This is a genomic window from Xenorhabdus aichiensis, assembly GCF_028598775.1.
GTDB lineage: Bacteria > Pseudomonadota > Gammaproteobacteria > Enterobacterales > Enterobacteriaceae > Xenorhabdus > Xenorhabdus bovienii.
Genome location: NZ_JAQRFO010000005.1, coordinates 1 through 25,081, shown reverse-complemented (window position 1 = coordinate 25,081; position 25,081 = coordinate 1). Strand labels below are relative to the sequence as shown.

The 25,081-nt window shown below is 47.4% G+C and carries 23 protein-coding genes and 1 pseudogene; 15 read left to right on the top strand and 9 right to left on the bottom strand.

Features of this window, described 5'->3' with window-relative positions:
• Position 1: 1 nt before the first annotated feature.
• The 8 genes and pseudogenes from PSI22_RS03845 to fliE all read right to left on the bottom strand — a co-directional run bounded on the left by PSI22_RS03845 (position 2) and on the right by fliE (position 10,843).
• On the bottom strand, positions 2-1,240 hold the full coding sequence (locus tag PSI22_RS03845) for an ACP S-malonyltransferase (protein WP_273578660.1): 1,239 nt from the start codon (positions 1,238-1,240) through the stop codon (positions 2-4).
• A complete protein-coding gene (locus PSI22_RS03840; RefSeq protein WP_273578659.1) occupies positions 1,237-5,883 on the bottom strand; it encodes an AMP-binding protein in 4,647 nt (1,548 codons plus the stop codon). Before PSI22_RS03840 ends, PSI22_RS03845 begins: the two co-directional genes overlap by 4 nt.
• Positions 5,876-7,495: an amino acid adenylation domain-containing protein gene (locus tag PSI22_RS03835; RefSeq protein WP_273578658.1), complete on the bottom strand. Its 1,620-nt coding sequence runs from the start codon at positions 7,493-7,495 to the stop codon at positions 5,876-5,878. Before PSI22_RS03835 ends, PSI22_RS03840 begins: the two co-directional genes overlap by 8 nt.
• Positions 7,496-7,632: 137 nt before the next feature.
• Positions 7,633-8,796: an acyl-CoA dehydrogenase family protein gene (locus tag PSI22_RS03830; RefSeq protein WP_273578657.1), complete on the bottom strand. Its 1,164-nt coding sequence runs from the start codon at positions 8,794-8,796 to the stop codon at positions 7,633-7,635.
• On the bottom strand, positions 8,789-9,040 hold the full coding sequence (locus tag PSI22_RS03825) for an acyl carrier protein (RefSeq protein ID WP_012989112.1): 252 nt from the start codon (positions 9,038-9,040) through the stop codon (positions 8,789-8,791). The genes PSI22_RS03830 and PSI22_RS03825 overlap by 8 nt, the downstream gene beginning before the upstream one ends.
• 514 nt (positions 9,041-9,554) lie before the next feature.
• On the bottom strand, positions 9,555-9,998 hold the full coding sequence (locus PSI22_RS03820; protein ID WP_273578656.1) for a hypothetical protein: 444 nt from the start codon (positions 9,996-9,998) through the stop codon (positions 9,555-9,557).
• Positions 9,999-10,169: 171 nt separating this feature from the next.
• Positions 10,170-10,244 (bottom strand): annotated as a pseudogene (locus PSI22_RS03815) (IS6 family transposase); the annotation flags it as partial.
• 287 nt (positions 10,245-10,531) lie between these two features.
• Positions 10,532-10,843, bottom strand: coding sequence for a flagellar hook-basal body complex protein FliE (gene fliE, locus PSI22_RS03810; protein WP_038214531.1), 312 nt, complete (start codon positions 10,841-10,843; stop codon positions 10,532-10,534).
• A gap of 285 nt (positions 10,844-11,128) precedes the next feature.
• Between fliE and fliF the strand changes: the two genes are divergently transcribed.
• The 13 genes from fliF (at position 11,129) to fliR (ending at position 22,312) form a co-directional block, all read left to right on the top strand.
• Entirely contained in the window at positions 11,129-12,838 is a 1,710-nt protein-coding gene (gene fliF / locus PSI22_RS03805; protein ID WP_273578655.1) for a flagellar basal-body MS-ring/collar protein FliF, read from the top strand.
• Positions 12,835-13,827 carry a flagellar motor switch protein FliG gene (gene fliG / locus PSI22_RS03800; RefSeq protein WP_273578654.1) on the top strand — a complete coding sequence of 331 codons (993 nt, stop codon included), beginning with the start codon at positions 12,835-12,837 and terminating at the stop codon, positions 13,825-13,827. The genes fliF and fliG overlap by 4 nt, the downstream gene beginning before the upstream one ends.
• Positions 13,820-14,524: a flagellar assembly protein FliH gene (fliH, locus tag PSI22_RS03795; protein ID WP_038208732.1), complete on the top strand. Its 705-nt coding sequence runs from the start codon at positions 13,820-13,822 to the stop codon at positions 14,522-14,524. The genes fliG and fliH overlap by 8 nt, the downstream gene beginning before the upstream one ends.
• Positions 14,524-15,888, top strand: a complete 1,365-nt coding sequence (fliI, locus tag PSI22_RS03790) for a flagellar protein export ATPase FliI (RefSeq protein WP_273578653.1) — start codon at positions 14,524-14,526, stop codon at positions 15,886-15,888. The genes fliH and fliI overlap by 1 nt, the downstream gene beginning before the upstream one ends.
• Positions 15,889-15,982: 94 nt before the next feature.
• Positions 15,983-16,429, top strand: coding sequence for a flagellar export protein FliJ (gene fliJ / locus PSI22_RS03785; RefSeq protein WP_273578652.1), 447 nt, complete (start codon positions 15,983-15,985; stop codon positions 16,427-16,429).
• On the top strand, positions 16,426-17,787 hold the full coding sequence (locus PSI22_RS03780) for a flagellar hook-length control protein FliK (RefSeq protein WP_273578651.1): 1,362 nt from the start codon (positions 16,426-16,428) through the stop codon (positions 17,785-17,787). The genes fliJ and PSI22_RS03780 overlap by 4 nt, the downstream gene beginning before the upstream one ends.
• A gap of 203 nt (positions 17,788-17,990) precedes the next feature.
• Positions 17,991-18,467, top strand: coding sequence for a flagellar basal body-associated protein FliL (gene fliL / locus PSI22_RS03775; RefSeq protein WP_273578650.1), 477 nt, complete (start codon positions 17,991-17,993; stop codon positions 18,465-18,467).
• A gap of 5 nt (positions 18,468-18,472) precedes the next feature.
• Positions 18,473-19,480: a flagellar motor switch protein FliM gene (fliM, locus tag PSI22_RS03770; protein WP_273578649.1), complete on the top strand. Its 1,008-nt coding sequence runs from the start codon at positions 18,473-18,475 to the stop codon at positions 19,478-19,480.
• Entirely contained in the window at positions 19,473-19,880 is a 408-nt protein-coding gene (gene fliN, locus PSI22_RS03765; RefSeq protein WP_012989125.1) for a flagellar motor switch protein FliN, read from the top strand. Before fliM ends, fliN begins: the two co-directional genes overlap by 8 nt.
• 2 nt (positions 19,881-19,882) lie before the next feature.
• The gene (gene fliO, locus PSI22_RS03760; protein WP_273578648.1) at positions 19,883-20,380 is read left to right on the top strand and encodes a flagellar biosynthetic protein FliO; all 498 of its coding nucleotides are present in this window, start codon (positions 19,883-19,885) and stop codon (positions 20,378-20,380) included.
• Between the two features lie 82 nt (positions 20,381-20,462).
• On the top strand, positions 20,463-21,179 hold the full coding sequence (fliP, locus tag PSI22_RS03755; protein ID WP_143827733.1) for a flagellar type III secretion system pore protein FliP: 717 nt from the start codon (positions 20,463-20,465) through the stop codon (positions 21,177-21,179).
• Between the two features lie 78 nt (positions 21,180-21,257).
• A complete protein-coding gene (gene fliQ, locus PSI22_RS03750; protein ID WP_012989128.1) occupies positions 21,258-21,527 on the top strand; it encodes a flagellar biosynthesis protein FliQ in 270 nt (89 codons plus the stop codon).
• 2 nt (positions 21,528-21,529) lie between these two features.
• A complete protein-coding gene (gene fliR / locus PSI22_RS03745; protein WP_254851281.1) occupies positions 21,530-22,312 on the top strand; it encodes a flagellar biosynthetic protein FliR in 783 nt (260 codons plus the stop codon).
• A 28-nt stretch (positions 22,313-22,340) separates the two neighbouring features.
• On the opposite strand, the gene budC is transcribed toward fliR, so the two are convergent.
• Complete coding sequence (budC, locus tag PSI22_RS03740; protein ID WP_273578647.1) at positions 22,341-23,099, bottom strand: meso-2,3-butanediol dehydrogenase; 759 nt, start codon at positions 23,097-23,099, stop codon at positions 22,341-22,343.
• A 1,015-nt stretch (positions 23,100-24,114) separates the two neighbouring features.
• Between budC and PSI22_RS03735 the strand changes: the two genes are divergently transcribed.
• Both PSI22_RS03735 and PSI22_RS03730 read left to right on the top strand, forming a co-directional pair.
• Positions 24,115-24,441: a hypothetical protein gene (locus tag PSI22_RS03735; protein ID WP_273578646.1), complete on the top strand. Its 327-nt coding sequence runs from the start codon at positions 24,115-24,117 to the stop codon at positions 24,439-24,441.
• A 423-nt stretch (positions 24,442-24,864) separates the two neighbouring features.
• Positions 24,865-25,081 (top strand): hypothetical protein (locus tag PSI22_RS03730; RefSeq protein ID WP_273578645.1); only part of this gene is annotated, 217 nt, incomplete at its 3' end.

Sequence of the window (25,081 nt, the reverse complement as noted above, 5' to 3'; positions counted from 1 at the left end):
CTCAACGCCCCACTGCATCAAAGAGGCTTTGCAACTTCACCTTTTCCACAGATAAAGAGGTGTCTCCCCTTTCTTCGATAATTTCCAGCCATTGCTGTGTGTACTGATGGAGAAAGCCACAGTCTTCACGGGTCAGATGTGAGCCTTTTATCTTTTGTGTTACTGCATCCCTGATTTGACGCAGTTGTGCGATCGCTGCCGCATCCTTTATGTCAGGCAATCTGGAGCTATAAAGATGGAAATGACAGTGCCTGAAAAGCCGTTCCAGCCGGCTATCTGCGGTGCTTAGAGCCTCAGCGAAAGTGAAAATTTCAGCGGGTTCGCACAAGGGCAGCATGGGCAATCCGGCGCGCTGATTCAGATAACTCAATACGGTTTTCGGGGAAATCTCCAAATAACGGGTGACGCCGTTTTGCGCGGCATACTGCAAACTCCGCAGCCACTGCACGGGAGAAGTCAGATGCTGTAAAATTGATGGCTTGAGATCCTCGGCCGGTAATTCCGCGCCACTGACGTTGCAGACCAGTCTGGAGATCAGCGTCCCCTGCTTGTCTGTGTCAGGCAGGAAATCAAGCAATGCCGCCAATTTCTCTTGCGCTTCCATCATTAAAGGCGAATGAAACGGGCCGCCGATTTTCAATGGATAAAGCAACCCGCCCAACGCTTCCATACGCGGCGCGAAGCGTCGAATGTCAGCCATGACGCCAGAAACCGTCACCTGATCAAACGCATCAATGGCAGATATGTACAATTCTATGCCATCGTCTTTTCTGGCTTTATCCACTTCCTGCACCACAACGTCGGCAGGAAGGTGCAACACCCAACACATGTCGCCTTGTTCGTAATGACGGGCGCAGGCTTCCACGACTTCCGAGCGGAGATTCACCACTTTGGTCAACGTCGCCAAATCAAGGTAACCTGCGGAGCACAAAGCCGGATACTGCCCCAGACTGTGTCCCATCATAAACTCAGGAACAATCCCACAGTGCTTACGTAATATGCCCGCGATGGCAACCGTGGTCGCCGTGAGCGCCAGTTGGGCAATGCGCACTTGTTTCAAGGAATCGCGCCGTTCGCCATGAATAACACCGAATAGATCGACCTGAGACAGATCCGACACTTCTTCCAAACAGGCTCGATATTCGGGATAGGTTCTGAATGCGGCAAACATATCGGGTTGCTGTGCGCCCACGCCGGGAAATAAAAATACCGTCTTCGCTGAATCGATAGCAGTTCTCATGCTGAGGCTCCATTAATAATGAGATCGAGCTCCGGTTGTGAGAGCTGACAAAGGGGAAAATCTGCCGGAATTAACGCCTGTTCCACTTGCGCGCGATGTAACGCATCGTTCCAGTCGGATAGTCTTTCGTTTAATTGCATCAGGTAGCACTTGGCATCCTCGTCGCCAGCTCCGGGAATGCCCAATCTCAACTCAACAAAAACAGAACCGGATTCGCGACCATCGTGAATAAGCACATCAAAATCAGCCACGCTCTTTTCATCGGGATGCCGAAAACCACCCGACAGGGAATCAACCAGATTAAAATGGCGCCATGTTCCGTGTTCGCTCAGTCCGAAGCCAATATCGTTGATGCAGATGAGCGGCCGCGTCCGCACGCCATTCAATCCCAGTTGTTCTTTCCAGTCTGGGTTGTCTTCATATCGTTGTGATTTCAATGTTCGTAAAAATAAACCGGGCAAAAAACCGCTTTGATGGCCAAAGGGAACGTGGAGATTCAGTTGATTGAAGCCAGTAAACCAACCGACGGAATTCGCCATCACCGCATGCCAGGCAGCGGGAGTCTCTGCCTCGGAGAATAAGCGTCCGTGGTTTTCAAACAGCACCGCAGGCTGCTCCGGTAACATGCCGTTATCCTGCACAATCTCCAGCAAAGCAGCGACGATCAACTGCGTGCGTTCAGCTTTGTAGCGTTGTTCCATAAGCCGGAAACCCTCGCCGGAAACTGACAGTGCCAGCGTGACGGGAACGGCTGCCGGCTGATAAAAGGTGTCGTCATGTGGTGCAGGTTCAGCATAAGAGACGTGATCCCGCAGCCATTTCCCCCAAAGGAATGCACCCTGCTCAACAACAGCGCTGGCTTTATCAACGTTGAGCAGAACCGCCGATTCGTTCAGCACCTGATCCAATTCATCCAGTAAGAAAATCCATGAATGAACATCACAGATAAGGTGATGGCAAACCCAGATCAGATAATTTTTGTTCGCAACCGGATCAAATACCACTTCATGCACACTGGGCTGGTTTTCCAGACAAACTTCGCCCTGCAATCTGTGCAGTCTGTCCTCAAGGCTTTCGTCTTGCGCCAACACTTGCCCCTGCAATAACATATCGCCGTCATGTTGCTCTGGCTCCAAGGACGAAAAATAAAACTCACTCAAACTCCGATTCGATCTCAAAGCGAAGATTTTGTGCCTGGCTTTTACCGCTGCCACCGCGCTGTTTATACGCCCGGCGCAAATGGATGGCGGTAACTCAAGCACTACGCCCTGTTGCAACCGTTCCCCGTATTTAAAGTGATGTTCCTGAAACCAGCGAACACTGGGTAAATAGTTCACCCAGTTTGCTTCTGGCGCTTCCAATACAGCCGAATCGGTGACAACAACTTCTGGTTTTTCCGCACAGACTCTTTCAAGTACAGCCCCTAAGGCGGTTGACGTTAACAGTTCACTGGCGCCGACCCGAACGCCTTGTCTGGCGAGCAATGCGACAAGGCGGATCGCTTTGATCGAGTCACCCCCCTGCGCCAAAAATGAAGCGGTCAGATCCACAGTTTTCGGCCAAATCGGCCTTAAAAACTCGGCGTCCAGCCATGCCGGGAGTGAGTAGGTTTCCGGCTCTCTCTGACCTTGCCTGTCGGTTGTGCGAAACTGAGCAGGATCGGCTGCCGCCAACTTTGCTTTAGCCGCAGCGGTGAGTACCGCCATGTCAACCTTACCATTGGCATTCATCGGCCAAGGCTGCACAGTACAATAGAGACCCGGCAGCCAAGCGTCAGGGATTTGGTTTTTCAGGTTTTTCTGGAATGCAGGATTATCGTATGGCACAGATTGGCTGCTGCACAAAGCGACCGTTTCATATCCATCAATGGTCAGTTTTAGCGCTTTCAACTCCCGACGGTCATCGTCATGTTCAAGATCTGCCAGTGCTTCTTCCACAGCTTTCTCAATTTCCGCAGGATGAATCCGATGACCACGTACTTTGAATTCATCGTCAATGCGCCCAAGGCAATAAAATATTCCCTGTTCATCCTGCAAGCCCAGATCGCCAGTGCGATACCAACGATGCGGCCCATCGGCGCTGCACACAAACTGCGCCTCCGTCTGCGCGCTGTTGTTGAGATATCCATCCGCCAGCACTGAACCGCCGATCCCTATTTCACCTTTAAACCCACGAGGCATATTTTGCCCCCAAGCATCTCTTATCGACATCTCCGCTTGCCCCAGCGCTTTACCGATAGGCGCAATCACGGCACTCGTTCTGTCATTCTCATCAGATTCGCTCATCGAACTTTCGTTCATCAAATAAATACAGCACCCTACCGTTGCCTCCGTCGGCCCATATTCATTGATCACTCTACTGCCCGAAGGAAAGAAACCAAGCGCTCTGTTCACCAAAGCGACAGACAAGTTTTCGCCGCCAACGATAAAGGTCAGCGGATTCCGTCTCTGGGCGCTATGTTCAATCAATAATGAGAGATGGGATGGTGTACATTTAACTCCCGTCAATGCCTCATCGGAGAGAAGAGTTCGCAGTAGTTCCGGGTTATCGCGAATATCCTGTTCGTGGGCTTGTATAAAACCTCCCGACAAAACCGGGATCAGAATCGCTGTCTGCGTCAAATCGAACCCAAAGGAAGTAAACAAAGGTGCATTAAACGGCGTCTCAGCAGCGTATTCCCCTTTGGCTGCCAGCGCATAGTTCGCCAGTGCAACAGGGGAAATGACAACGCCTTTAGGTTCTCCGGTTGACCCTGATGTATACAGAATATAAGCAGGATTGCTGTCTGTTTGTTGTGACCGAGCTTGTTCGGGGTGTATGAATTCTGGCTGTATTTCCGGATGCAAACCCACGTCACCTAAATCTTTATCCAGCGAAGCGCGTAACAGAGGCAAATTCAGCGCCTCCGCAAGGTTTTGATCCGTTCCCGTATAAATGCAAAGAGACGCGCCCGAATTACGGACGATAGTCGATAATCTCGCCAACGGCGCGGTGGGACAAACAGGAACCACGGTCACATTTTCAATAAGACAGGTCAAATAGGCGAGCGTCATTTCAGGCGAGCGCCTTCCCAGAATTACCACCGGACGGTGTTCGAAACGTCGGTCCCGCCTGTCACGCAATTGCGTACCAAACTTGCGAATCCACTGCCATCCTTGACGGTAGGTCAGATCACCAACTTCCTCACCGGCTTCCTGTTTGAACAGCCAGTTATCGGCATAACGCCGAAAAGCGTCACATAAATGAATGCCGATCGGCTCTGCGAGGCAATCAGTCCGTACGTTGACTTCTTTTGTTTGCCTCGTGGTTTCTTGTTGCCCCATCACTTCAGCGGCAGCTTCCAGTGCATAATCAATGACGGTTTGCAGGAATGCATGACATTGGTCGAAAGACCAGATTTTGCGAAAATCGGCTTCAATCTTGAAGTCACCGCCCTCAAAGCGATCGTGGATATGTACGGTGGCAAACAACGCCTCCACAGCCTGAATATGGTCAATCTCCACTTCAGCACCTGAGACGGTTTTCTGAAACACGCCTGTTTGATAGGAAACGCCGAAAGCCGGCACAATCTGTCTCCATTCCTGCGAGGCGAAATCCCCCCAACGGGCGCCCGGAGCATAGCGTGAGTGCACAATGGCTTTTTGCAGACTTTTTTTGAGGGTGCGGTAGCAATCCGCGACGGTTTCCCCTGCCTCACGAAATACCGGGATCAGGACGGGAGCTACTGCCATGGCTATTGACTGTTTTTCGTCTTCGCTCCAACGATTCAGCATAGGTGCCTGCAATAAAGCGCCATTGCCGTCTTCAATCACCATTTGTGTATAGGCAACCGCAGCGAAAAACAGCCGAAAGACTGAACCGCCGCGATGACTGAATTTGTGCAGCATGTCGTTTTGCGTTTCGCTCAAAGCGATCCGTACACGCATCGCGTGCGGCTTCAATCCACGATAATCCCCTATTGGGTAGCGGCAGGAGATTTTAGTGGCGCTGGCTGACGCCGTGTCGCTATACGCATTCTGTTCACCAAAAACCGTCCGCCAATACGCCGCATCCCTTACCATACGCCGGGAATTCTCGTAATCCCGCTCTCTCTCGGCGTGAATAGGGTACAAAGGGGAACTCACCTTCCCCGACTCCTGCGCCAACGCATCGGCCAGACGTTCTAGTAATATCGCCAACGCCGCACCATCCACCGCGGCATGATGCGCTTTCACAAACCATCCCGATTGTTCCTGTCCGAAACGCACCGCAAAAATCCGTATCGGCGTGAGTGATAAGTCCTCTTCCACCAGCAGTTGACGCTCCACCCAACTTTCAAAAGCCTGTCTGGGGTCTGGATGCCTGCTGAAGTCCACTCGCTCCACGTCGGCCTGAGGCGTGTTGTGCCGAATTCCCCGCCATAATATTTGCCAATCAACCACTTCTGGATGAACCGTTGCTAAAGGGTCGTTGACGAATCCGATATGGCACACATCCTGCGTATTCCTGACAGTTTCGGCCGCCCACACAAGTTGATCCAGCGACACATTTCCACTCAATCGCGCCACGCCTCCCAAATAAAATGGGTAGCCGGATAGATGAAACGCTTCCATTTTGAAAACGGCCTGTTGTGACCGCGATAGCTCAAAAGTCGGTTTATTCATGGCTTAAGTTCCCACCTTTGTGATGATCGGTGAAAAACAGATCCCGCATATTTTGGGCTATCGTTTTCCTATCAAGTTTTCCTGAGCCAGACCTCGGCAGATTTCGGGCTTGCCAATAACGAGTGGGTAACATGTAAGCCGGCACCTGCCCAGCGAGAAATTGGCGAATATCCTGCTCATTAAGCTCCCTTTCGCCTGCAACAATCGCCGCGACCAGCCACTGTTCCTGATCTTCATCCTCAACCACGCAAGCAACGGCCTCGGTAATAGAAGGGTAATTGAGCAGATGGTGCTCTATTTCTCCCAACTCAATCCGCAATCCGCGTAATTTGACTTGCGTATCCTTTCGTCCCTGACAGAAAAAACCCCGTCCTTTCTCATGCCAACCAAGATCACCGGTCAGGTATAACCGCTGCTGAAGTTCTGGATGGAAGATGAATGCCTTATCCGTCAGATCTTTTCGGTTGTAGTAGCCCTCTGCCAGACATATCCCACCGATGGCAATTTCGCCTTCTTCCGAGTCCGCGTTTAACGTCAGACTGTCGGGTTCTAAGATATATAACTGGCATCCAGTAAGAGGCTGTCCAATGGGAATGGCGTCCGGCACGGTTTCCACGCAGTCATAAAAACTGACATCAATGGCAGCTTCCGTGGGGCCGTATAAATTGGTCAACAGGCAGCGCGAAGCAAATATTTTCTGAAATTGAGTCACCAGACTGGCTGGCAATGATTCTCCGCTCACATACACCCTGCGCAGCGCCGATAACGGGGGCGTTTCAATACTGTCATCCTGAAGCTCTTGCAGTACGGGCTTTAATAAACTGGGGACAAAGTGGACGACTGTAACATTTTCATTTACCAATGCAGCGACTATGCCTCTGGGAAAGGATTCCAATCCCGGTTGCAGCAAATAATTACTCGCGCCATTCAGGGCAGGTAAAAAGAGCTCCCATAAAGACACATCAAACGTCAACGCCGTTCTTTGTAAGATGATGTCCGCATCCCTCATCTCACTATGAGCCTGATGCCACTGCAATCGGTTAATGAAGGCGCCATGATTGACCAGCACGCCCTTCGGGGTGCCAGTTGTGCCGGAAGTAAAGATTAAGTAGGCCGGATCGGTAGCCCGTCGTTGGCGCACTTTTTTGCCCGCGCTTTCTGGCTGATGAAAATTCAGGCGCTGGTCATCCAGACAATGAGAAGTGGAGATTTCTGTCAGAAATTCACGCCCGATCAGTTCCAATCCGGGCCTGGCCTGAGTAAACAGACTCTCCTGTGCCACATTGCAAAAAGCGATACGACATTGAGCCGTCGCAAACATAGACGTCAACCGGGCGGCAGGCGTTTTCGCCTCCACAGGAAAATAAACGCCACCAGCAAGCAGTACCGCATATGCCGCCACCAGAAATTCCGGGCTGCGCTCAAGGCCAATAGCAACACAATCGCCCTGACATACACCGCGCTCATTCACCAGATAATGAGCCAACCGTTGTGCTCTTTCGTATAATTCGCCCCAAGATAAAGCGTTCCCTTTTCCCCACCGTATCGCCGGATTCTGGTTATCTCTCGCCGTACTTTCGAAATAATCAGTAATAAATCGACCAGTTGCCATGATGCCGACATCCTCTGAGTGCTGGATTTGTTCAAATCTCATTGTGACCTGACGTTACAGACGAACGTCAGGCGATAGAAACCCGTCAGCCGGACGCAACACGTCAGGCTTTTCAGGGGGAATAATGTTGAGACGATTTATGGAATAGTCTGTGCGACGTTATGGCTGTACCGATTGCATACTGCTTTGCCGATCAGCATTTTTTGAAGTTCATTGCTGCCTTCAACAACTTGCAATATTTTCGCATCCCGATAGAGCCGACTGATGCCGTTGCTTTCATCGCAACCGTGACCACCGTGAATCTGTACCGCTTTCGCTGCTGCGGTGCCAGCTTCATGCGATGAGAAAAGTTTGGCTTGAAGGATCTGCTCAAGAGCGTCTTCATCCCTTGTTTCTTTGGCTTTTGTCGCTGATAAGCAAATGAGTTGAGAGGCCAGCAGGCTACTGGACATTTCTGCCAGATAGCCGCGAATGATACCTTGATCCGCAAGCAACGTATCAAAGGTAACGCGGGAGTTAGCCCTGCGAGCGGATGCCGCCAATGCAGCCTGCTGTATTCCGAGCGCCGCCCAGGCCACGCTGATGCGGCCATAGTCCAAGGCATTATTAGAGATTAGGTTTTGTCCGAATCCGGGCTTTCCGACGATATTGGTTTTAGGAACCCGACAATCAGTGAAATCCAACACCGCCAAATATGCGCTCTTGAAGCCCAGCATATTTTTTTTGGCGGTCACTTTTAGCCCCGGAGTATCTTTAGGAACCAACACTGCGGTATCCAGTCCCTGATATTTACCGAATACCAGAAATAAATCCGCAATCTGGGCGAAAGTAATCCAAGCCTTTTGCCCATTAACACTGAGATAATCTCCGTCTTCTTCAAACTGCGTCGACAGATTTTTGGAATCTCCGCCAGCGGAAACTTCCGTTTGCGCGAATGCACCAATTATTTCACCCTTTACCAGCGGTGCCAGAAAGCGTTGTTTCTGATCTTGAGAACCCCAATCTTCAATGGTTTTCAACACCATGGCGTGCACATTCAGCAAACCCGTGAGCGAACCGCTCCCTGCGCCGATAGCCATGTTCAACAATCCGAAAGTCGTAACGTCAAACCCCAGGCCACCACTCTCGGGTTTTGCCAGTCCCCCCAACCAACCGTTATGTGCAAGTTTTCGCACAACCGTTGCAGGAATCGCTTCTGCCAAATCCCATTCGTCAGCATAAGGCGCGATTTCAGTCGCTGAAAATTGCTCAAATGTCTGTAACCACTCGTTTTGCAAAGGTGACAAAAAACGATTAAGCATTTACCGCCACCTTTCTGTCCAAAAAGTTGCAGACAGCTTGAATACTGGAAAAATTGGCATTATCAAGGTCATCAATTTCGACTTTGATTTTGAAGTTTTTTTCGAGAAAGGAGATTAGCTGGATAGCGGCCAGAGAGTTAACCAAGCCTGTTTCGAAGATATTGACCGAATCGTCTAAATCCTGCTTGCCAGCAAGTTTGCACAGGTATTCAGACACTAATTTTTTACGCGCAGATACGTCCATCACTAATTTCCTTATGCGAACTTAATTTCGTGGATCTTTCTATTGTAAAAACGGCTGGAACTATTATAGCTACCGCATGAGAGTGTAACTTCCCGAAGAGAATACAAAATCAGAACAGGTCACTGTGACCGACATTAGTTGAATGCAGATTAATGATTGCAGATCTCTTTTTATATAACATAAAATATTATTTAAATAAAAATTATTAACTTACGATATATTATCAGTATAGTGAACATATCGTTAAGGAACTATATATCTTCAAAGAAAAGTATTCTTCTCATTTTTTGTGGGTCACAAATAGAATTAAATTAGTCCGTAGCACAGGTTACGGTTCTGTCGCACTTTCAGAAGACAATTGCACGGAATGCAGGGAAGAACCCCGCCGCTTGCGGCGGGGAGTTAGACCCTAAGAGATTAAAAATTTTATTGTATTTAGTTTCATGTTTAAACCATCAATATGGTTCTGTTATTATTTTTTTGAGTGATTTTTTATTAAATATAGTGATACTTATTATTGAGTAATGCTTTCTTTTATTTTAAGAATCCATTCATCTTTTTTAGAACAATCTTCTGAATAACTCATTGCTTTCAAAAAATCATTTATCGTATCAGTGGCATAAGCCATCATAAAACAATTATATTCTACAGTATCTTTTTTTTCATTTTTCCATTCCAAGTTGATTTCATAGATGTTAAATGGAATCTCACCATTATAAATACGATACTTTCCATGCCAGACTGAATGAACATATATATTAGCCAATTTAAACCCTGATGTCTTTCTTGCATCCTTCATTGAAATTATAAAATCAGGGTCGGTTTTATTGTCCCCAAAAAACATACCCTGAACTAAAATTCTTGTTTCAGTTTCGAAATTATCCCCAAACATACTAATCATGGATTTAATAGAACACGATGAAGACGCAAAAATAATGATACATAAAATGGCTTTCATAAATATTCTTTTCGACGAACGAAACATACGGACAGATAACAAAAAAATAGCAATAAAAAATATAAAACCATAAAAATTAGGCCAAAAATACATCATTTTGATATTTCCTAATAGAGCATCAAAGTTAGCGTCAATATTATAAATGAATCAGGAATGTACTTCCTGGTAATAATACCCGCGGACACACTGAGCCATAATATCAACAGGATAATGCAGGCGTTTGAAGGATTTTCGGATTAAAGACATGATCAGAGCACCAAGTAAAAGTTGCGATATTACCTGAATGCTCCATCGCCTAGTTGAAGCGGGTGTTGTTCATACTACGCATGTTGTTGGCACTCAAGGGGGCTGGGCTTTAATGGTTAAATATGGTCTGGTTGAATTGGCATATAACCCCCTCATATGACTCACTAGACAATAGGATGTATAGTTTATAGGCATTACGATATATAATCAAAACCCCTAATGCCCCGGATATGCCCCAAACGAGGAATAAAAAACCATTACATCCTTGTATATCAATTAATTACCTATTACACCTGCATATTCATAATCTCATGATACGCACTGACCAGTTTATTTCTGACCTGAATCCCCATCTGTAATGAAATGCTCGACTTCTGCATATTGACCATCACGTCATTCAATTCCACACCCGGCACACCCAACGTAAAATCCTGAGACAACTTAGTCGCCGACAGACGGGTTTGATTTATTTTTTCTACTGCGGCGGTAAGGTGGCTGGCAAAACCTCCCTGTACTGGCATGGGCTTGGCAATGTTCGTTGCCTGTAATGCCTGTGCCTTCATCTGTTGCAGTACACCTTCAATTGCCTGAATTGACATAAAAACCTCGCGTTAAATCACCCTATTGATTATGTGATTAAGTGCCATATTAGCCTTGGGCTGACATGGCAATTTTTCCACGCTGCCACCGTAACATAGCCCTTTCAAACTAAAGCGCGTAATTGAAGTAAAAATTCAAAGCTTATTGTGCCATTAAAAGAGGTGTGAACAGCGAATAATGATGGGATTAATAGTAGGAAGAATCTTTTCGCTTGCGTATGGGGAGTCTGTTTTGTTACGCCACGCTTTTAGTATTCATGTTGACCAGCAAGGCAAGGATCGTCTATGAGTGCAGCAACAACCGACGTTGAGAACCAAAATAAAGGTTTCAGCGCTATCATCAGCAGGATAAAAGCTGATCCAAAAGTTCCATTATTAGTTGCTGGCTCTGCTGCCATCGCTATCGTAGTCGCCCTTTTTCTCTGGATGCGCAGCCCCGATTACCGGGTGCTTTACAGCAATCTGAGTGATAAAGATGGCGGCGAGATCGTCACGCAATTAACCCAAATGAATATTCCTTACCGTTTTGCTGAAAACAGCTCTGCGCTCATGATACCCACCGATAAGGTACATGAAGCCCGGTTGAAACTGGCACAGCAAGGGCTGCCCAAAGGGGGAGCGGTGGGCTATGAGTTATTGGATAAAGAAAAATTCGGCATCAGCCAGTTCAGCGAGCAGGTAAATTACAATCGCGCAAAAGAAGGTGAGTTAAGCCGTACCATTGAGTCACTCGATCCTGTCGAGAGTGCTCGTGTCATTCTGTCCATACCCAAGCCTTCTCTGTTCGTTCGTGAACAAAAATCCCCTACCGCTTCCGTAACGGTAAGATTACTGCAAGGCCGTACTCTGGATGAGGGACAAGTCAACGCCATTGCGCACCTTGTTTCAAGCGGTGTTGCCGGTTTGCCGCCGAGCAATGTCAAGATTGTGGATCAGTCGGGGCGTCTGCTGACTCAAGCCGATGCTAATGGACTCGATTTAAACACCACTCAGTTGAAATACATCCAGGAAGTCGAAAAACGTTTCCAGCATCGCATTGAAACCATTCTGACGCCGGTGGTCGGCCGTGGCAATGTTCATGCTCAGGTCACAGCCCAGCTTGATTTCTCTCGCCGCGAACAAACGGCAGAAGAGTATAAACCTAATCAGCCACCTAATGAGGCCGCTATTCTCTCTAAACAGAGCAGTTCCAGCGAACAAAGTGGGGGATCACTGGTTGGTGGCGTTCCGGGTGCCTTATCGAATCAACCGAGTGCAGCACCAAGCGCACCGATTGAGAAGCCAAACCCAGACACGAAAGGCAAAGGTGACGAAAAATCCGACCAGAATCGCAGCAGTACTTATAACAATTATGAGCGTCTGGTGAACAACAGCCGCAATAACCGTCATGACGAACTGATTAACTATCAAGTCGGTAAAACCATTAGCCATACCCAATTACAGGTAGGCGCAGTAGAACGTCTTTCCGTTGCCGTTGTAATCAACTATGCCACTGCTCAGGGAGAAAATGGCCCTGAAACAAAAGCACTGACACCAGAACAGTTATCCCAGATCGAAGCACTGACTCGTGAAGCAATGGGCTTCTCAACTAAACGTGGCGATAGCCTGAATGTCGTCAACACACCGTTCAACGATACGGCTGAAGTGATAGAACCCCTGCCGTTCTGGCAACACCCTGTCCTGCTGGAAAAAACGTTAGAGTTGGGCCGTTGGTTACTGTTGGCACTGGTTGCATGGCTATTGTGGCGCAAAATGATCGTGCCGCAAATCGCCAAGAAACGTGCGGCGGAAAAAGCAGCACTTAACGCGCAGAAAAATCAACAGAAACAGCAAGCGCCAGAATCCAACGCAGAACTGGATGAAAAAGTGCGCCGTAAGCTGGCTCGCCAACGAGTCAATGCCGAGATTCAAAGCCAGCGTATCCGTGAACTTGCAGAAAAAGATCCTCGCGTTGTCGCGCTGGTGATCCGCCAATGGATGAGTAACGAACAATGAGCCTGACCGGAACAGAAAGAAGTGCCGTCATGTTAATGACCCTGGGAGAAGATCAGGCGGCCGAGGTGTTCAAGCACCTGAATTCCAGGGAAGTACAGCAACTGAGTATCGCGATGGCGGGGATGAGGCAAGTCTCCAACCAGCAACTGGCTGAAGTGCTGGCAGAGTTTGAAGAAGATGCAGGACAGTACGCGGCCCTCAGCATCAACGCCAACGACTACCTGCGCAGCGTCTTGGTGAAAGCATTGGGCGAAGAGCGTGCTTCCAGCCTGCTTGAAGACATCCTTGAATCCCGCGATACCACAACGGGCATCGAGACCCTCAACTTTATGGAGCCACAAATGGCGGCTGATATGATCCGCGATGAACATCCGCAGATCATTGCCACCATTCTGGTTCACCTGAACCGGGGTCAGGCCGCCGATATCCTTGCCCTGTTCGATGATCGCCTGCGCAATGATGTCATGCTGCGTATTGCGACCTTTGGTGGTGTACAGCCGTCCGCGCTGGCTGAATTGACCGAAGTACTGAATAACCTGCTGGATGGCCAGAACCTTAAACGTAGCAAAATGGGCGGTGTCCGTACTGCGGCTGAAATCATCAACCTGATGAAAAACCAGCAGGAAGAGAGCGTCATTGAGGCAGTGCGTACCTATGATGGTGAACTGGCACAGAAAATCATTGATGAAATGTTCCTGTTCGAAAACCTCATCGGTGTGGACGCTCGTAGTATCCAGCGCTTGTTGCAGGAAATTACCACCGACTCCCTGCTTGTCGCATTGAAAGGCTGCGATCAGGCATTGCGCGATCACTTCCTCAACAATATGTCACAGCGTGCTGCTGAAATCATGCGTGATGACTTGGCGACCCGTGGCCCGGTTCGCATGTCTCAAGTGGAAGCCGAACAGAAATCCATCCTGCTTGTGGTTCGTCGTTTGGCAGAAAACGGCGAAGTTATCCTGAATGGTGGTGATGATACCTATGTCTGATAAGTCGAATAAGGCAATTTGGCAGCCGTGGCAGCCAAATGAATTGACTCAGTGGGAAACACTACGGGCGAAACTGGAGCCCATGGACAACGAGCCGGAACCTAGCGAGCAGGATCGTCTGCTGGTGCAAGCCAGAATGCTGGACGCGCTGAAAGAACAAGCGCGTCAGACCGGCCATGAACAAGGCTTTACGGCAGGCCAAGCGCAAGGTTATGAACAAGGGATACAGGAAGGCCGACAAGCGGGTCTGGAGCAAGGGTTGCAGGAAGCCAGACAACAGCAGCAGATTGTTGTTGAACAGTGGAAAGCGTTGCTGGAAGACTTTAGCCATTCACTGGATGGGCTGGATACGGTTATCGCTTCACGCCTGATGCAGCTTTCTCTCACAGCGGCTCACCATATTCTGGGGCAGCCCGCAGTGTGTGATGGCACTGCCCTACTGAACCAGATCCGTGAATTTATCCAGCAGGAGCCGATGTTCAGCGGAAAACCACAACTGCGAGTCCACCCACAGAATATCCCGCTGGTTGAACAGCAACTGGGGGAAGTTCTGGCATTGCATGGCTGGCGTCTGATTGCAGATAACAAGCTGCATCCGGGTGGCTGTAAAGCCAGTGCGGATGAAGGCGATCTGGACGCCAGTCTGGCAACGCGCTGGCATGAAATGTGTCGTCTGGCGGCGTCAGGAGAATTGTGATGACTGCACGACTTGGGCGCTGGCTGGCAACGTTAGATTCACTGGAAAAACGTCTGGAGAAAACCCCGAAAGTCCGCCGTTACGGGCGTCTGACCCGCGCTACCGGTTTAGTACTGGAAGCCACTGGCATACAGATGCCTTTGGGCGCGACCTGTCTGATCGAACGGCAGAATGGCAGCACGATTGAAGAAGTCGAAAGCGAAGTTGTTGGTTTCAATGGCGAAAAACTGTTATTGATGCCATTGGAAGAGCTGGAAGGCATAGTACCGGGTGCCCGTGTCTATGCCCGTTCTTACGGCGAAGATTCGGCTGGCGGACGTCGGTTACCACTGGGGCCTGAATTACTTGGCAGAGTGCTGGATGGCTCTGGTCGCCCTCTCGACGGCTTTCCTGCCCCCGATACAGGTTATCGTGCGCTGTTGACCACGCCCCCTATCAATCCACTGCAACGGACACCCATCAGCGATGTTCTGGACGTTGGTGTGCGGGCCATCAATTCCCTGCTGACCGTTGGACGTGGACAACGCATGGGGCTATTTGCCGGATCAGGCGTCGGTAAGAGTGTGCTCCTCGGCATGATGGCTCGCTATACCCAAGCAGACGTGATTGTCGTTGGACTGATTGGTGAGCGTGGCCGCGAAGTCAAAGATTTCATCGAAAACATTTTAGGTGTGGAAGGGCTGGCACGTTCAGTTGTCGTGGCCGCGCCTGCCGACGTTTCGCCACTGCTGCGGATGCAAGGTGCTTCTTATGCCACCCGCATTGCCGAAGATTTCCGCGATCGCGGCAAACATGTCCTGCTGATCATGGATTCCCTCACCCGCTACAGCATGGCTCAACGCGAAATAGCACTGGCTATCGGCGAACCACCGGCAACCAAAGGCTACCCGCCTTCCGTGTTTGCCAAGTTGCCGGCACTGGTAGAGCGAGCAGGCAATGGCATCAGTGATGGCGGTTCGATTACTGCGTTTTATACCGTTCTGACGGAAGGTGATGATCAGCAAGATCCGATTGCCGATTCCGCCCGTGCTATTCTGGATGGTCATATCGTGCTATCGCGCTCACTGGCAGAATCTGGCCACTATCCTGCCATTGACATTGAAGCTTCCATCAGCCGTGCTATGACCGCACTGATTGATAACGACCATTATCGACGGGTACAGCAGTTCAAACAGTTGCTTTCCAGCTACCAGCGCAATCGGGATTTGATTAATGTCGGCGCTTACGCCGCGGGCAGCGATCCTTTACTGGACAGAGCGATTCAGCTTTATCCTCATATGGCCCAGTTCCTGCAACAAGGCATGAATGAACGTAGTGAGTACGATGCGGCATGTATTCAGCTTCAACAATTATTGCCGATATAACTTATTGCCAATATAGCTTATTGCTAATACAACTTTGCTATTAATGTAATTCAGTAACGCTTATGTCTGTTTTGTCATTAAAACGAGGAAATACATGCAACAGCACTCCCCTCTCGTGACTTTACGTGAACTTGCTCAAGATGCGGCGGAAAAAGCGGCAAGGCAACTTGCACAGATCCGGCAGAGTCACCAGCAAATGGAGCAACAGCTCACGGCGTTGACGAATTATCAGGATGAATATCGTACACGTTTAAATGACACACTCAGTTGCGGCATGTCCAGCTCAACTTGGCAAAACTATCAACAGTTTATGAAAACGCTGGAAATGGCGATTGAACAACACAAGTTACAGCTTACCCAATGGAAAAATCGGCTTGAGCAGGCCATGTCACAATGGCAGGAAAAACAGCAGCGTCTGAACGCCTTCGACACACTGCAACAGCGGGCAGAGCACAATTTGAAGTTACACCAGAATCGCATGGAGCAAAAACAAATGGATGAGTACGCACAACGTGGTGCACAACGGAGAATGAAACAATGAACCTCACTCTTTTGCCTACTGATATAACACTCACGGAAAAAAGTCAGCCGACGTTGAATGATCCCTTGACCCGTAACAATTCTTCTGAATTTGGGCAGCATCTTGATGCAGAAATGGCCTCTGTGCGGAAGACGGCGGCTCAGGCTGATAAAAATGGTCTGAATAATGAGAAACACTCCAGTGATAACCCAATCGAAGGTGAATTGGTGCCCTTGCTGGCTGTAGCGGACAACACTGTCATTAGCGTTGGTGGTAAAACGCTGGCTGGGGGCAAACCATTGACAGAAATCTCCACACCGGAAAGCGATATTGATTTTGCTGTGTTGAAGGATGAAGATCTCTTGTCTGCTGAAGCTCTGGTTGCTGCAATGCCAATCCAACTCGCAGGATTGATCAACACTCAGTCGATTCCCGCGGATGGTGCTGAAAACACAGACGAACGGCTACGTGGTGAAAATACCGATGCGGAGACTTTACTGGGTCAGCATGTAAAACCTAGCAAGAATGCAAAAGTCGATGCTGCACTGATCACTACAGATCGTACTGACCACACCAAAGAGGGCGAACAAGATAAAAGTATCCGGTCTTTCGCCACGCAAGAGACTACCCTGAGCAACAACGCGGAGCAATCAACCAAAATACGCCCAACTCTGGCTCCTGTTGCCGGGCAAGTGAAACTCGCCATCAATAATAAAGCAGAACAAAACTCCGCTTCCCAAAATAACGGAAAAGAGTTGAATCAGTTCCAGATAGCGATTCAGGGGATACCCGCACTGGCGGCGGCGGCTGAAACTTTCCAGCCAGAATCACCTGCGATACCGGCTGCCTCTCCCCTGCTTTCAGCGGGACAGCAAACAACCGGTCAATTTCAGTTAAACGGCACTCCTGCTCCGCTACTGAGTGCCCATCTTGGCAGTGAAGAGTGGCAACAGCAGCTCAACCAACATGTCTTGTTCTTTAATCGCAACGGGCTGCAACAGGCTGAATTGCGCTTACACCCTCAAGAATTAGGCGCACTGCATATCCGCCTGAATGTTGAAGACAATCAGGCTCAACTGCATTTTGTCTCTGCACACCAGCATGTCCGCACAGCACTGGAAGCGGCGTTACCCGGGCTTCGCCATGCATTGGCGGAAAATGGCATCCAATTAGCACAAAGCAGTGTAGGCGGTGACACTCAGGGGAACTGGCAGCAGGAACAGGCGGGCGATTCACCGAGTCATTCCCATCACTCTGCCAAGGCTCAGGGACAGGATTCAGCCGCCGTGACACAGATGCCAACGACTCATGAATCAGCCATCAAAATAACACCGCAGCAGCTCGCTTCAATTCGCGGAGGTGTTGATATTTTCGCCTGATTTCAGGATGCACGGTAATAAACGGCAAGAAAAAGAAAGAAGGCCGATAACAAACGTATGAGTTAATGGTTTTTTCCGCGTTTGTTCTCGCTATTGGCGGAACAAAGACGCGGGATAATTGATATCGATTTTGATGGATAAGAAGACCCGCCACGGAATGCGCGGGAACTTATCCGCAACGGAAAACAGGAATTTGTCTGTCCATGTCTGATTATAGCTACGAGCGTAAACGCACAAATCCAATTTGGATAATACTGTTAATACTGATTGCTGTTCTTAGTGCCGCCATCGGAGGGTATAGCTGGTGGACAATGAAGCAGCCAACCAAGAACAGCACCGAAAAAGCCAAAGTCATCAGTACCCCGGTATTTATGACGCTGGAGAATTTTACCGTCAATTTGATCGACAACGAAGACCATATTGACCGTGTTTTACATGTTGGAGTGACACTGCGCCTGCCTGATGAAAAAACCCGTCAGCGCTTCCATGATTATCTGCCAGAAGTTCGTAGCCGTATGCTGCTATTGTTATCCCGTCAGAAAGCGATAGATCTGACGAACGATGACGGCAAGATGCGTTTGGTGGCAGATATCAAGCAGACACTGCGCCCAACGATGATACCCGGTGAGCCAGATCAAGTGGTCACCGATGTGTTGTTTACCACGTTTATTTTGCGATAATCACGATGAGTGACAATATTCTTTCACAGGCAGAGATTGATGCTCTGCTCAATGGTGACAGTGCCACTGCCGATGACGTAGAACCCACTGCGTCAGGGGAGAGTGAGATTCGACCTTACGATCCCAATACGCAGCGTCGTGTTGTACGCGAACGTTTGCAGTCACTGGAAATCATCAATGAACGTTTTGCCCGTCAATTCAGGATGGGGCTGTTTAATATGCTGCGCCGCAGCCCAGATATTACGGTCGGCGCTATTAAAATCCAGCCTTATCACGAATTCGCCCGCAATCTGGCCGTGCCAACCAACCTCAATCTGGTTCATCTGAAACCCTTGAGGGGAACCGCACTATTCGCTTTTGAACCCAGTCTGGTTTATATCGCCGTTGATAACCTGTTTGGCGGTGATGGCCGTTTTCCGACCAAAGTCGAAGGCCGTGAATTCACCTATACCGAACAGAGAGTCATCAACCGGATGCTGAAACTGGCACTGGATGCCTACCGTGACGCATGGGATTCCATCTTCAAAATTGAAGTGGAATACGTCCGTTCCGAAATGCAGGTGAAGTTCACCAATATCACCACCTCACCGAACGATATCGTGGTCACGACGCCGTTTCAGGTGGAAATTGGTGCACTGTGCGGAGAATTCAATATTTGTATTCCTTTCGCCATGATTGAACCTCTGCGTGAACGTCTGACCAATCCTCCCGTAGAAAATGTACGTCAGGAAGACGGCCAGTGGCGTGAAAGTCTGGTGAAACAGGTTCAGCATTCAGAATTGGAACTCGTTGCTAACTTTGTTGATATTCCCCTGCGACTATCAAAAATTCTCCAACTGAAACGCGGCGATGTTTTGCCGATTGAGAAACCGGAACGCCTTATCGCTCACGTTGATGGTGTGCCCGTGCTCACCAGCCAATATGGAACACTGAACGGGCAGTATGCCCTGCGTGTTGAACACCTGATTAACCCTGTTTTAAATGCTCTGGATGAGGAAAAGCCCAATGAGTGATGCTAAACAACCCGCAGAAGCCAGACTGACTGAAGATATGTGGGCAGAAGCACTGGAACAACAGGCCGCACAGCAAACCTCTGACAGCGGCGCGTCAATATTTGAGAACCTGGAGCCGCAGGACGCCCTCGCCCAGCTTTCTGATATTGACCTGATCATGGATATTCCCGTTAAGCTCTCTGTTGAGCTGGGACGCACTAAAATGACCATTAAACAACTCCTGAGACTGTCCCAAGGCTCAGTGGTTCCTCTTGATGGTCTTGCCGGTGAACCACTGGATATTCTGATCAACGGCTATCTGATTGCACAAGGGGAAGTGGTTGTCGTATCCGATAAATACGGTATCCGTATCACGGATATCATCACGCCTTCTGAACGCATGCGTCGTTTGAGTCGTTGACCATGATGGCGAACCAGCCTTCCCTTTATGCTTCTTTTCAACATGGTGCAGCATCTGATGCTGCACCTGTTAACGCAAAAGCTAACATCCTATCTGCTAACACGGTGAAACAAACAGCCAGTCCCGAACCTCTCCCCGCCAGTCAGACACTGATGCAGGTCAGCAGTGCACTCGGCGGCATCCTGCTGCTGATTTTCGTCATAACATGGCTGATTCGTCGTCTGGGTCTTGCTCCTGCCAAGAACAAAAATCACCGGTTGCTCAATGTGAAGGCAAGTTGCTCTCTTGGGCCAAAAGAACGGGTCGTTGTACTGGAGATAGAAGACAATTGGCTCGTATTAGGCGTGACATCCCAACAGATTAATGTCTTGCATCAGATGCCTGTGCCATCTGATAACGCGGAAAAGGAAACTGTACTCAAGACGTTACCCTTCAGCCAGATGTTAAAAAATACGCTCCAGCGAAAAAGCAAGAACGACAAGGATGACGATGAAAAATAGCGTTTTCTTTATGACAGGCACTCCAATGACTGGCAAGAAATTTGTTTCTCTCCTCCGGCCTGTGCATTTAGCAACCCTGCTGATGGCGCTTTTGTTGCCGCTATTCCCCATGAATGCCGCGGCCGCATTGCCTGGCATCATCAGCCAGCCGATGGCAAATGGTGGGCAAAGCTGGTCACTGCCGGTTCAAACCCTGGTTTTCATCACGGCACTGGGTTTTATCCCTGCGGCTTTACTAATGATGACCAGCTTTACCCGCATCATCATCGTGCTTGGTTTACTGCGTAACGCACTGGGAACGCCTTCTGCCCCACCCAATCAAATCATGATTGGCTTGGCACTGTTCATGACTTTTTTCATTATGTCGCCCGTATTCGATAAAGTTTACCAAGATGCTTACTTGCCTTTCAGTGAAGACAAGATAAGTCTGGAAGCCGCACTGGACAAAGGTGCCCAGCCTTTGCGTCAGTTCATGCTGCGCCAGACACGACAAACCGATCTGGCACTGTTTGCCCGTCTTGCGGATCAGGATGCTTTTGAAACAGCGGATTCCGTCCCCATCCGTGTTCTGGTTCCGGCATTTATTACCAGTGAATTGAAAACCGCCTTCCAGATTGGTTTCACGCTCTTCATTCCTTTCCTGATCATCGATCTGGTCGTTGCCAGTGTCTTGATGGCCTTGGGGATGATGATGGTTCCACCTGCCACCATATCGCTGCCCTTCAAACTCATGTTGTTTGTCTTGGTGGATGGCTGGCAATTGCTGCTTGGCTCACTGGCACAAAGCTTTTATGTCTAACAAACAGTTTTTATGTCTAGCGCGAAACTTGCGTGAAATCCTATTGGAACAAGATCGAAAAAGCGGTTTAAAAAAATTATGACTCCAGAATCGGTAATGGCTCTCGGCATTGAGGCAATGAAAGTGGCGCTGGCGCTGGCCGCCCCGCTGCTTCTGTCTGCCCTGATATGTGGTTTGGTGATCAGCCTGTTGCAGGCAGCAACTCAGATAAACGAAATGACCTTATCGTTTATCCCTAAAATTTTGGCTGTTTTTGTCACTATCGTTATCGCTGGCCCGTGGATGCTGAACTTACTGCTAGATTACATGCGCGTGTTATTTAGCAGCATTCCAACCATTATCGGTTAATCATGATCCCGTTTGATAGCGAAATGCTCTCTCGTCTTGTCAGTGATTTTTTCTGGCCACTGGTACGCCTTTTGGCGCTGTTCAGCACAGCCCCTATTTTCAGTGAAAAGCAGACACCGATAAAAGTCAGAATTAGTTTGGCGCTGGCGATCACCTTCTTGTTGGTTCCTAACATACCCTCTCCGCAAATTCCGATATTTTCCGTTGCGGGGGTTTGGGTCATGATACAGCAGGTGTTGATTGGTGTTGCCTTGGGATTAACCATGCAGATTGCTTTTGCAGCAATACGTCATGCCGGAGAAATACTCGGCTTACAGATGGGGCTTTCATTCGCCACATTTTTTGATCCTACCGGTGGCCCGAATATGCCGATTTTGGCGCGTATTCTGAACTTGCTGATGATGTTGATGTTTCTGGCTTTAGATGGGCATTTATGGTTACTGAGCATTCTGGCCGGTACGTTTGATTCGATTCCCATTCAACCTACGCAACTGAATCCCAAAGGTTTTCTGCTGTTAGCCCAAAGTGCCCATTTAATCTTTATCAATGGCATGATGCTGGCAATGCCGTTGATTACCCTGCTGTTGGTCCTGAACTTTGCCTTGGGGATGCTCAACCGCATGACGCCACAACTTTCCGTGTTCGTCATCGGCTTTCCGCTGACGCTCACCGTGGGGATCTTCACACTTTCCCTGTTGTTCCCGATGCTGGCGCCCTTTACTGAACGGTTAATGGCAGAAATATTCGATCGGCTGGCAGTGATTATCGGGGAGTTGGTGTTATAAATCACCGCTCCCCGGTACCCTTTTATGTTTAACTAAAATTGGGCTGACCATTTGATGCCGTAACGCCACCATCGACGGGTAGGTTAACGCCATTAATGAAGCTGGCATCTTCGCTGGCTAAAAATGCAATGGCTGATGCAACTTCAGCCGGAGTTCCCGCTCTTTTCATCGAGATTCGAGAATCGAATTTTTGCAGAACGTCATCGGACATATACTCGGTCATTGGTGTGATGATCAGGCTTGGACACACCGCGTTAACCCGAATCCCCTGGGAGCCATGATCCAATGCCATAGCACGGGTCAGATTGACCACCGCCCCTTTTGCGGTACAGTAATAAGCATTGCCCCAATCAGCCCTTACCCCCGATACAGAGGCATTATTGACAATACATCCTTTGCTTTTGAGCAAATGAGGCAAGGCAAAATGGCTGCAATAAATAACGCCATCAAGGTTCGTCGCCAACACTTTTTTGCCATCATCCAGCGAAGTATCCAATATCGTACTGGGAATATACAACCCGGCATTATTGACGAGAATATCTATCTTGCCGAAGTGTTCGATGGTCTCATCAATCATCATCTTGACGGAATCCTGATCAGACACATCCGCCTGAATGACCCGTGCGTGGCTGGATGACAGCTCACTGTACACTCGATTAAGTTTATCAACGTTGCGTCCCACCAAAACAACAATGGCACCTTCTTGGGAAAAACGCTTTGCGGTGGCTTCACCGATACCACTTCCCGCACCGGTAATCACGACCACTTTATTTTCAAATCGCATCATATTATTAATTTACCTATAAAAAACATATAGTTATATAATAATCCAAGTGAAATAAAATAATATATGCACACTAATATGTACAAACTAAAAGAGTGCTCAATATGACACTTAGAAATTGATTTCACACTATTAGATAGGAGAAGTTGGGAGTAGTTCCGAAAACACAAGGCATGCGAAGAATTTCTCACACCCTCACCCGTGAGTATAAAACCAAAGTGGGTATCCCCACTTAGATGGGCTTTCAAATCCCCTTTAGCTAACCTTTTGATTTTTTTTTGTAATTATCTCTCATGGCGGGAATTCAATTAAATCAATGAGTTAAAAATGGTGCAATTCTTCCATTTATCTAAGTAATTGATTTTACTTAATTCTGTCACTGTGCTAGAGATTAATGAAATCAAGGAATTGCGATAATAACTCGAATAATGCTTATCATTAAAAGTAATTAGAATAAAGAAAAATGCTATTTAACCATAAAGAAAATGAAGTACATTAATTAAAATATAAATTAATTGTTATTCATGTTAACTATATTCCATTGAACTATTTTACAAGTTTTTGTCGTGATTTTCGTGAGGCTTTAGAAACAATGGAGAAAATAAAATTCCAGATTAAATATTTTGAAAACCTTTATAATAACTCATTAAACTTAGTTAATATTTATCCAATAAATTACATAACAATAAATAACAATCAATTAAACTTATTATGCTATGATTTTTAATATGATATTAAAAATTCAATAATAAAATTAAAAAATCATCAGTAACAATAGTGGTTTTATTACTGTATTAAAAGATATTATTGCTTATTAGAAAAATTTTAAACAATATACAAAAGTTAAATAATAGAGGCGTTTTTATTTATTTTATACGTAATTATTCACCACCAAAAAATATATCATTAAGTTAATAACCACCAATAATATTTTTTAACTGTAAACTTTAAAAACGATAGATATTTACAATATCTTTATTTAACCTAAATTTTTACCTACAATTAATGGATAATAAATATGAATGATAGTAAAAACACATCTCCCACCATCACCACATCAAACTCAACTATTCTAGAGGGAGTGAATATAACTAGGCTAGAAACATCCCCATCAAATACAGCAACTAATAATGCTCAGATAACAATTAGAGATAAAAATGGTAAATTTTATAGTAATGTTTATCTCGCGTATCCCAGTAATAGCGTAATAGAAAGTGCAGGATTATATACAACATTATTGATTGCTTTGACTAATTCAATAAAAGTGAGTATCAAAACAAATGGACCTATAAGTAGCACCGGAAATAATTACATAACAGGTGTTATAGTAAGCAAGGATTATTGATTAACGATCGATGAACCTGTCAATTTATTTCAATAATAAAGGATACACTTTCTGATATATAGATGAGATATTAGAGATGGGGCATAACGCCCCTTATTCTGCCTCCGCTATTCTCCCCCGCTTCACATCCCACACCGAACCCTCCAACATCCGACCACAATTCACCCTAACCACCCCCACCCAACTGTTCGCTAACTACAATGAAATTTCTATTTTCCTTTCATCCATTATATAAAATGAAATTGAATAATTTCTTGCACCCTCTATCATGTAAATATGGAAAATATATTCTCAGATATTCCATAACCTACAAACTCTCAATACTTATATCGCCCTACTTAGCGCTTAATTACTAAAGCGAGAGGATAATAAACATCAAAATTAACACCATTCACATATAAAAATATATAATCGAGGTATAAAATGAGTATATTAATTACGACAATTCAATATAAAAATGCATATAATTTCTATCATAGAAATGCAATGGCAATATACGAGATAAATAACAAGAAATTTATGTTTGGACAATCCAAAACCGAAAATAATAAACATTTCATTGAAGAAATATTACCAGACGGTAGATTGGGTGACACGACTGAAAGCGGTAGCTGGCCAATTTATTACGATTATGCAACCG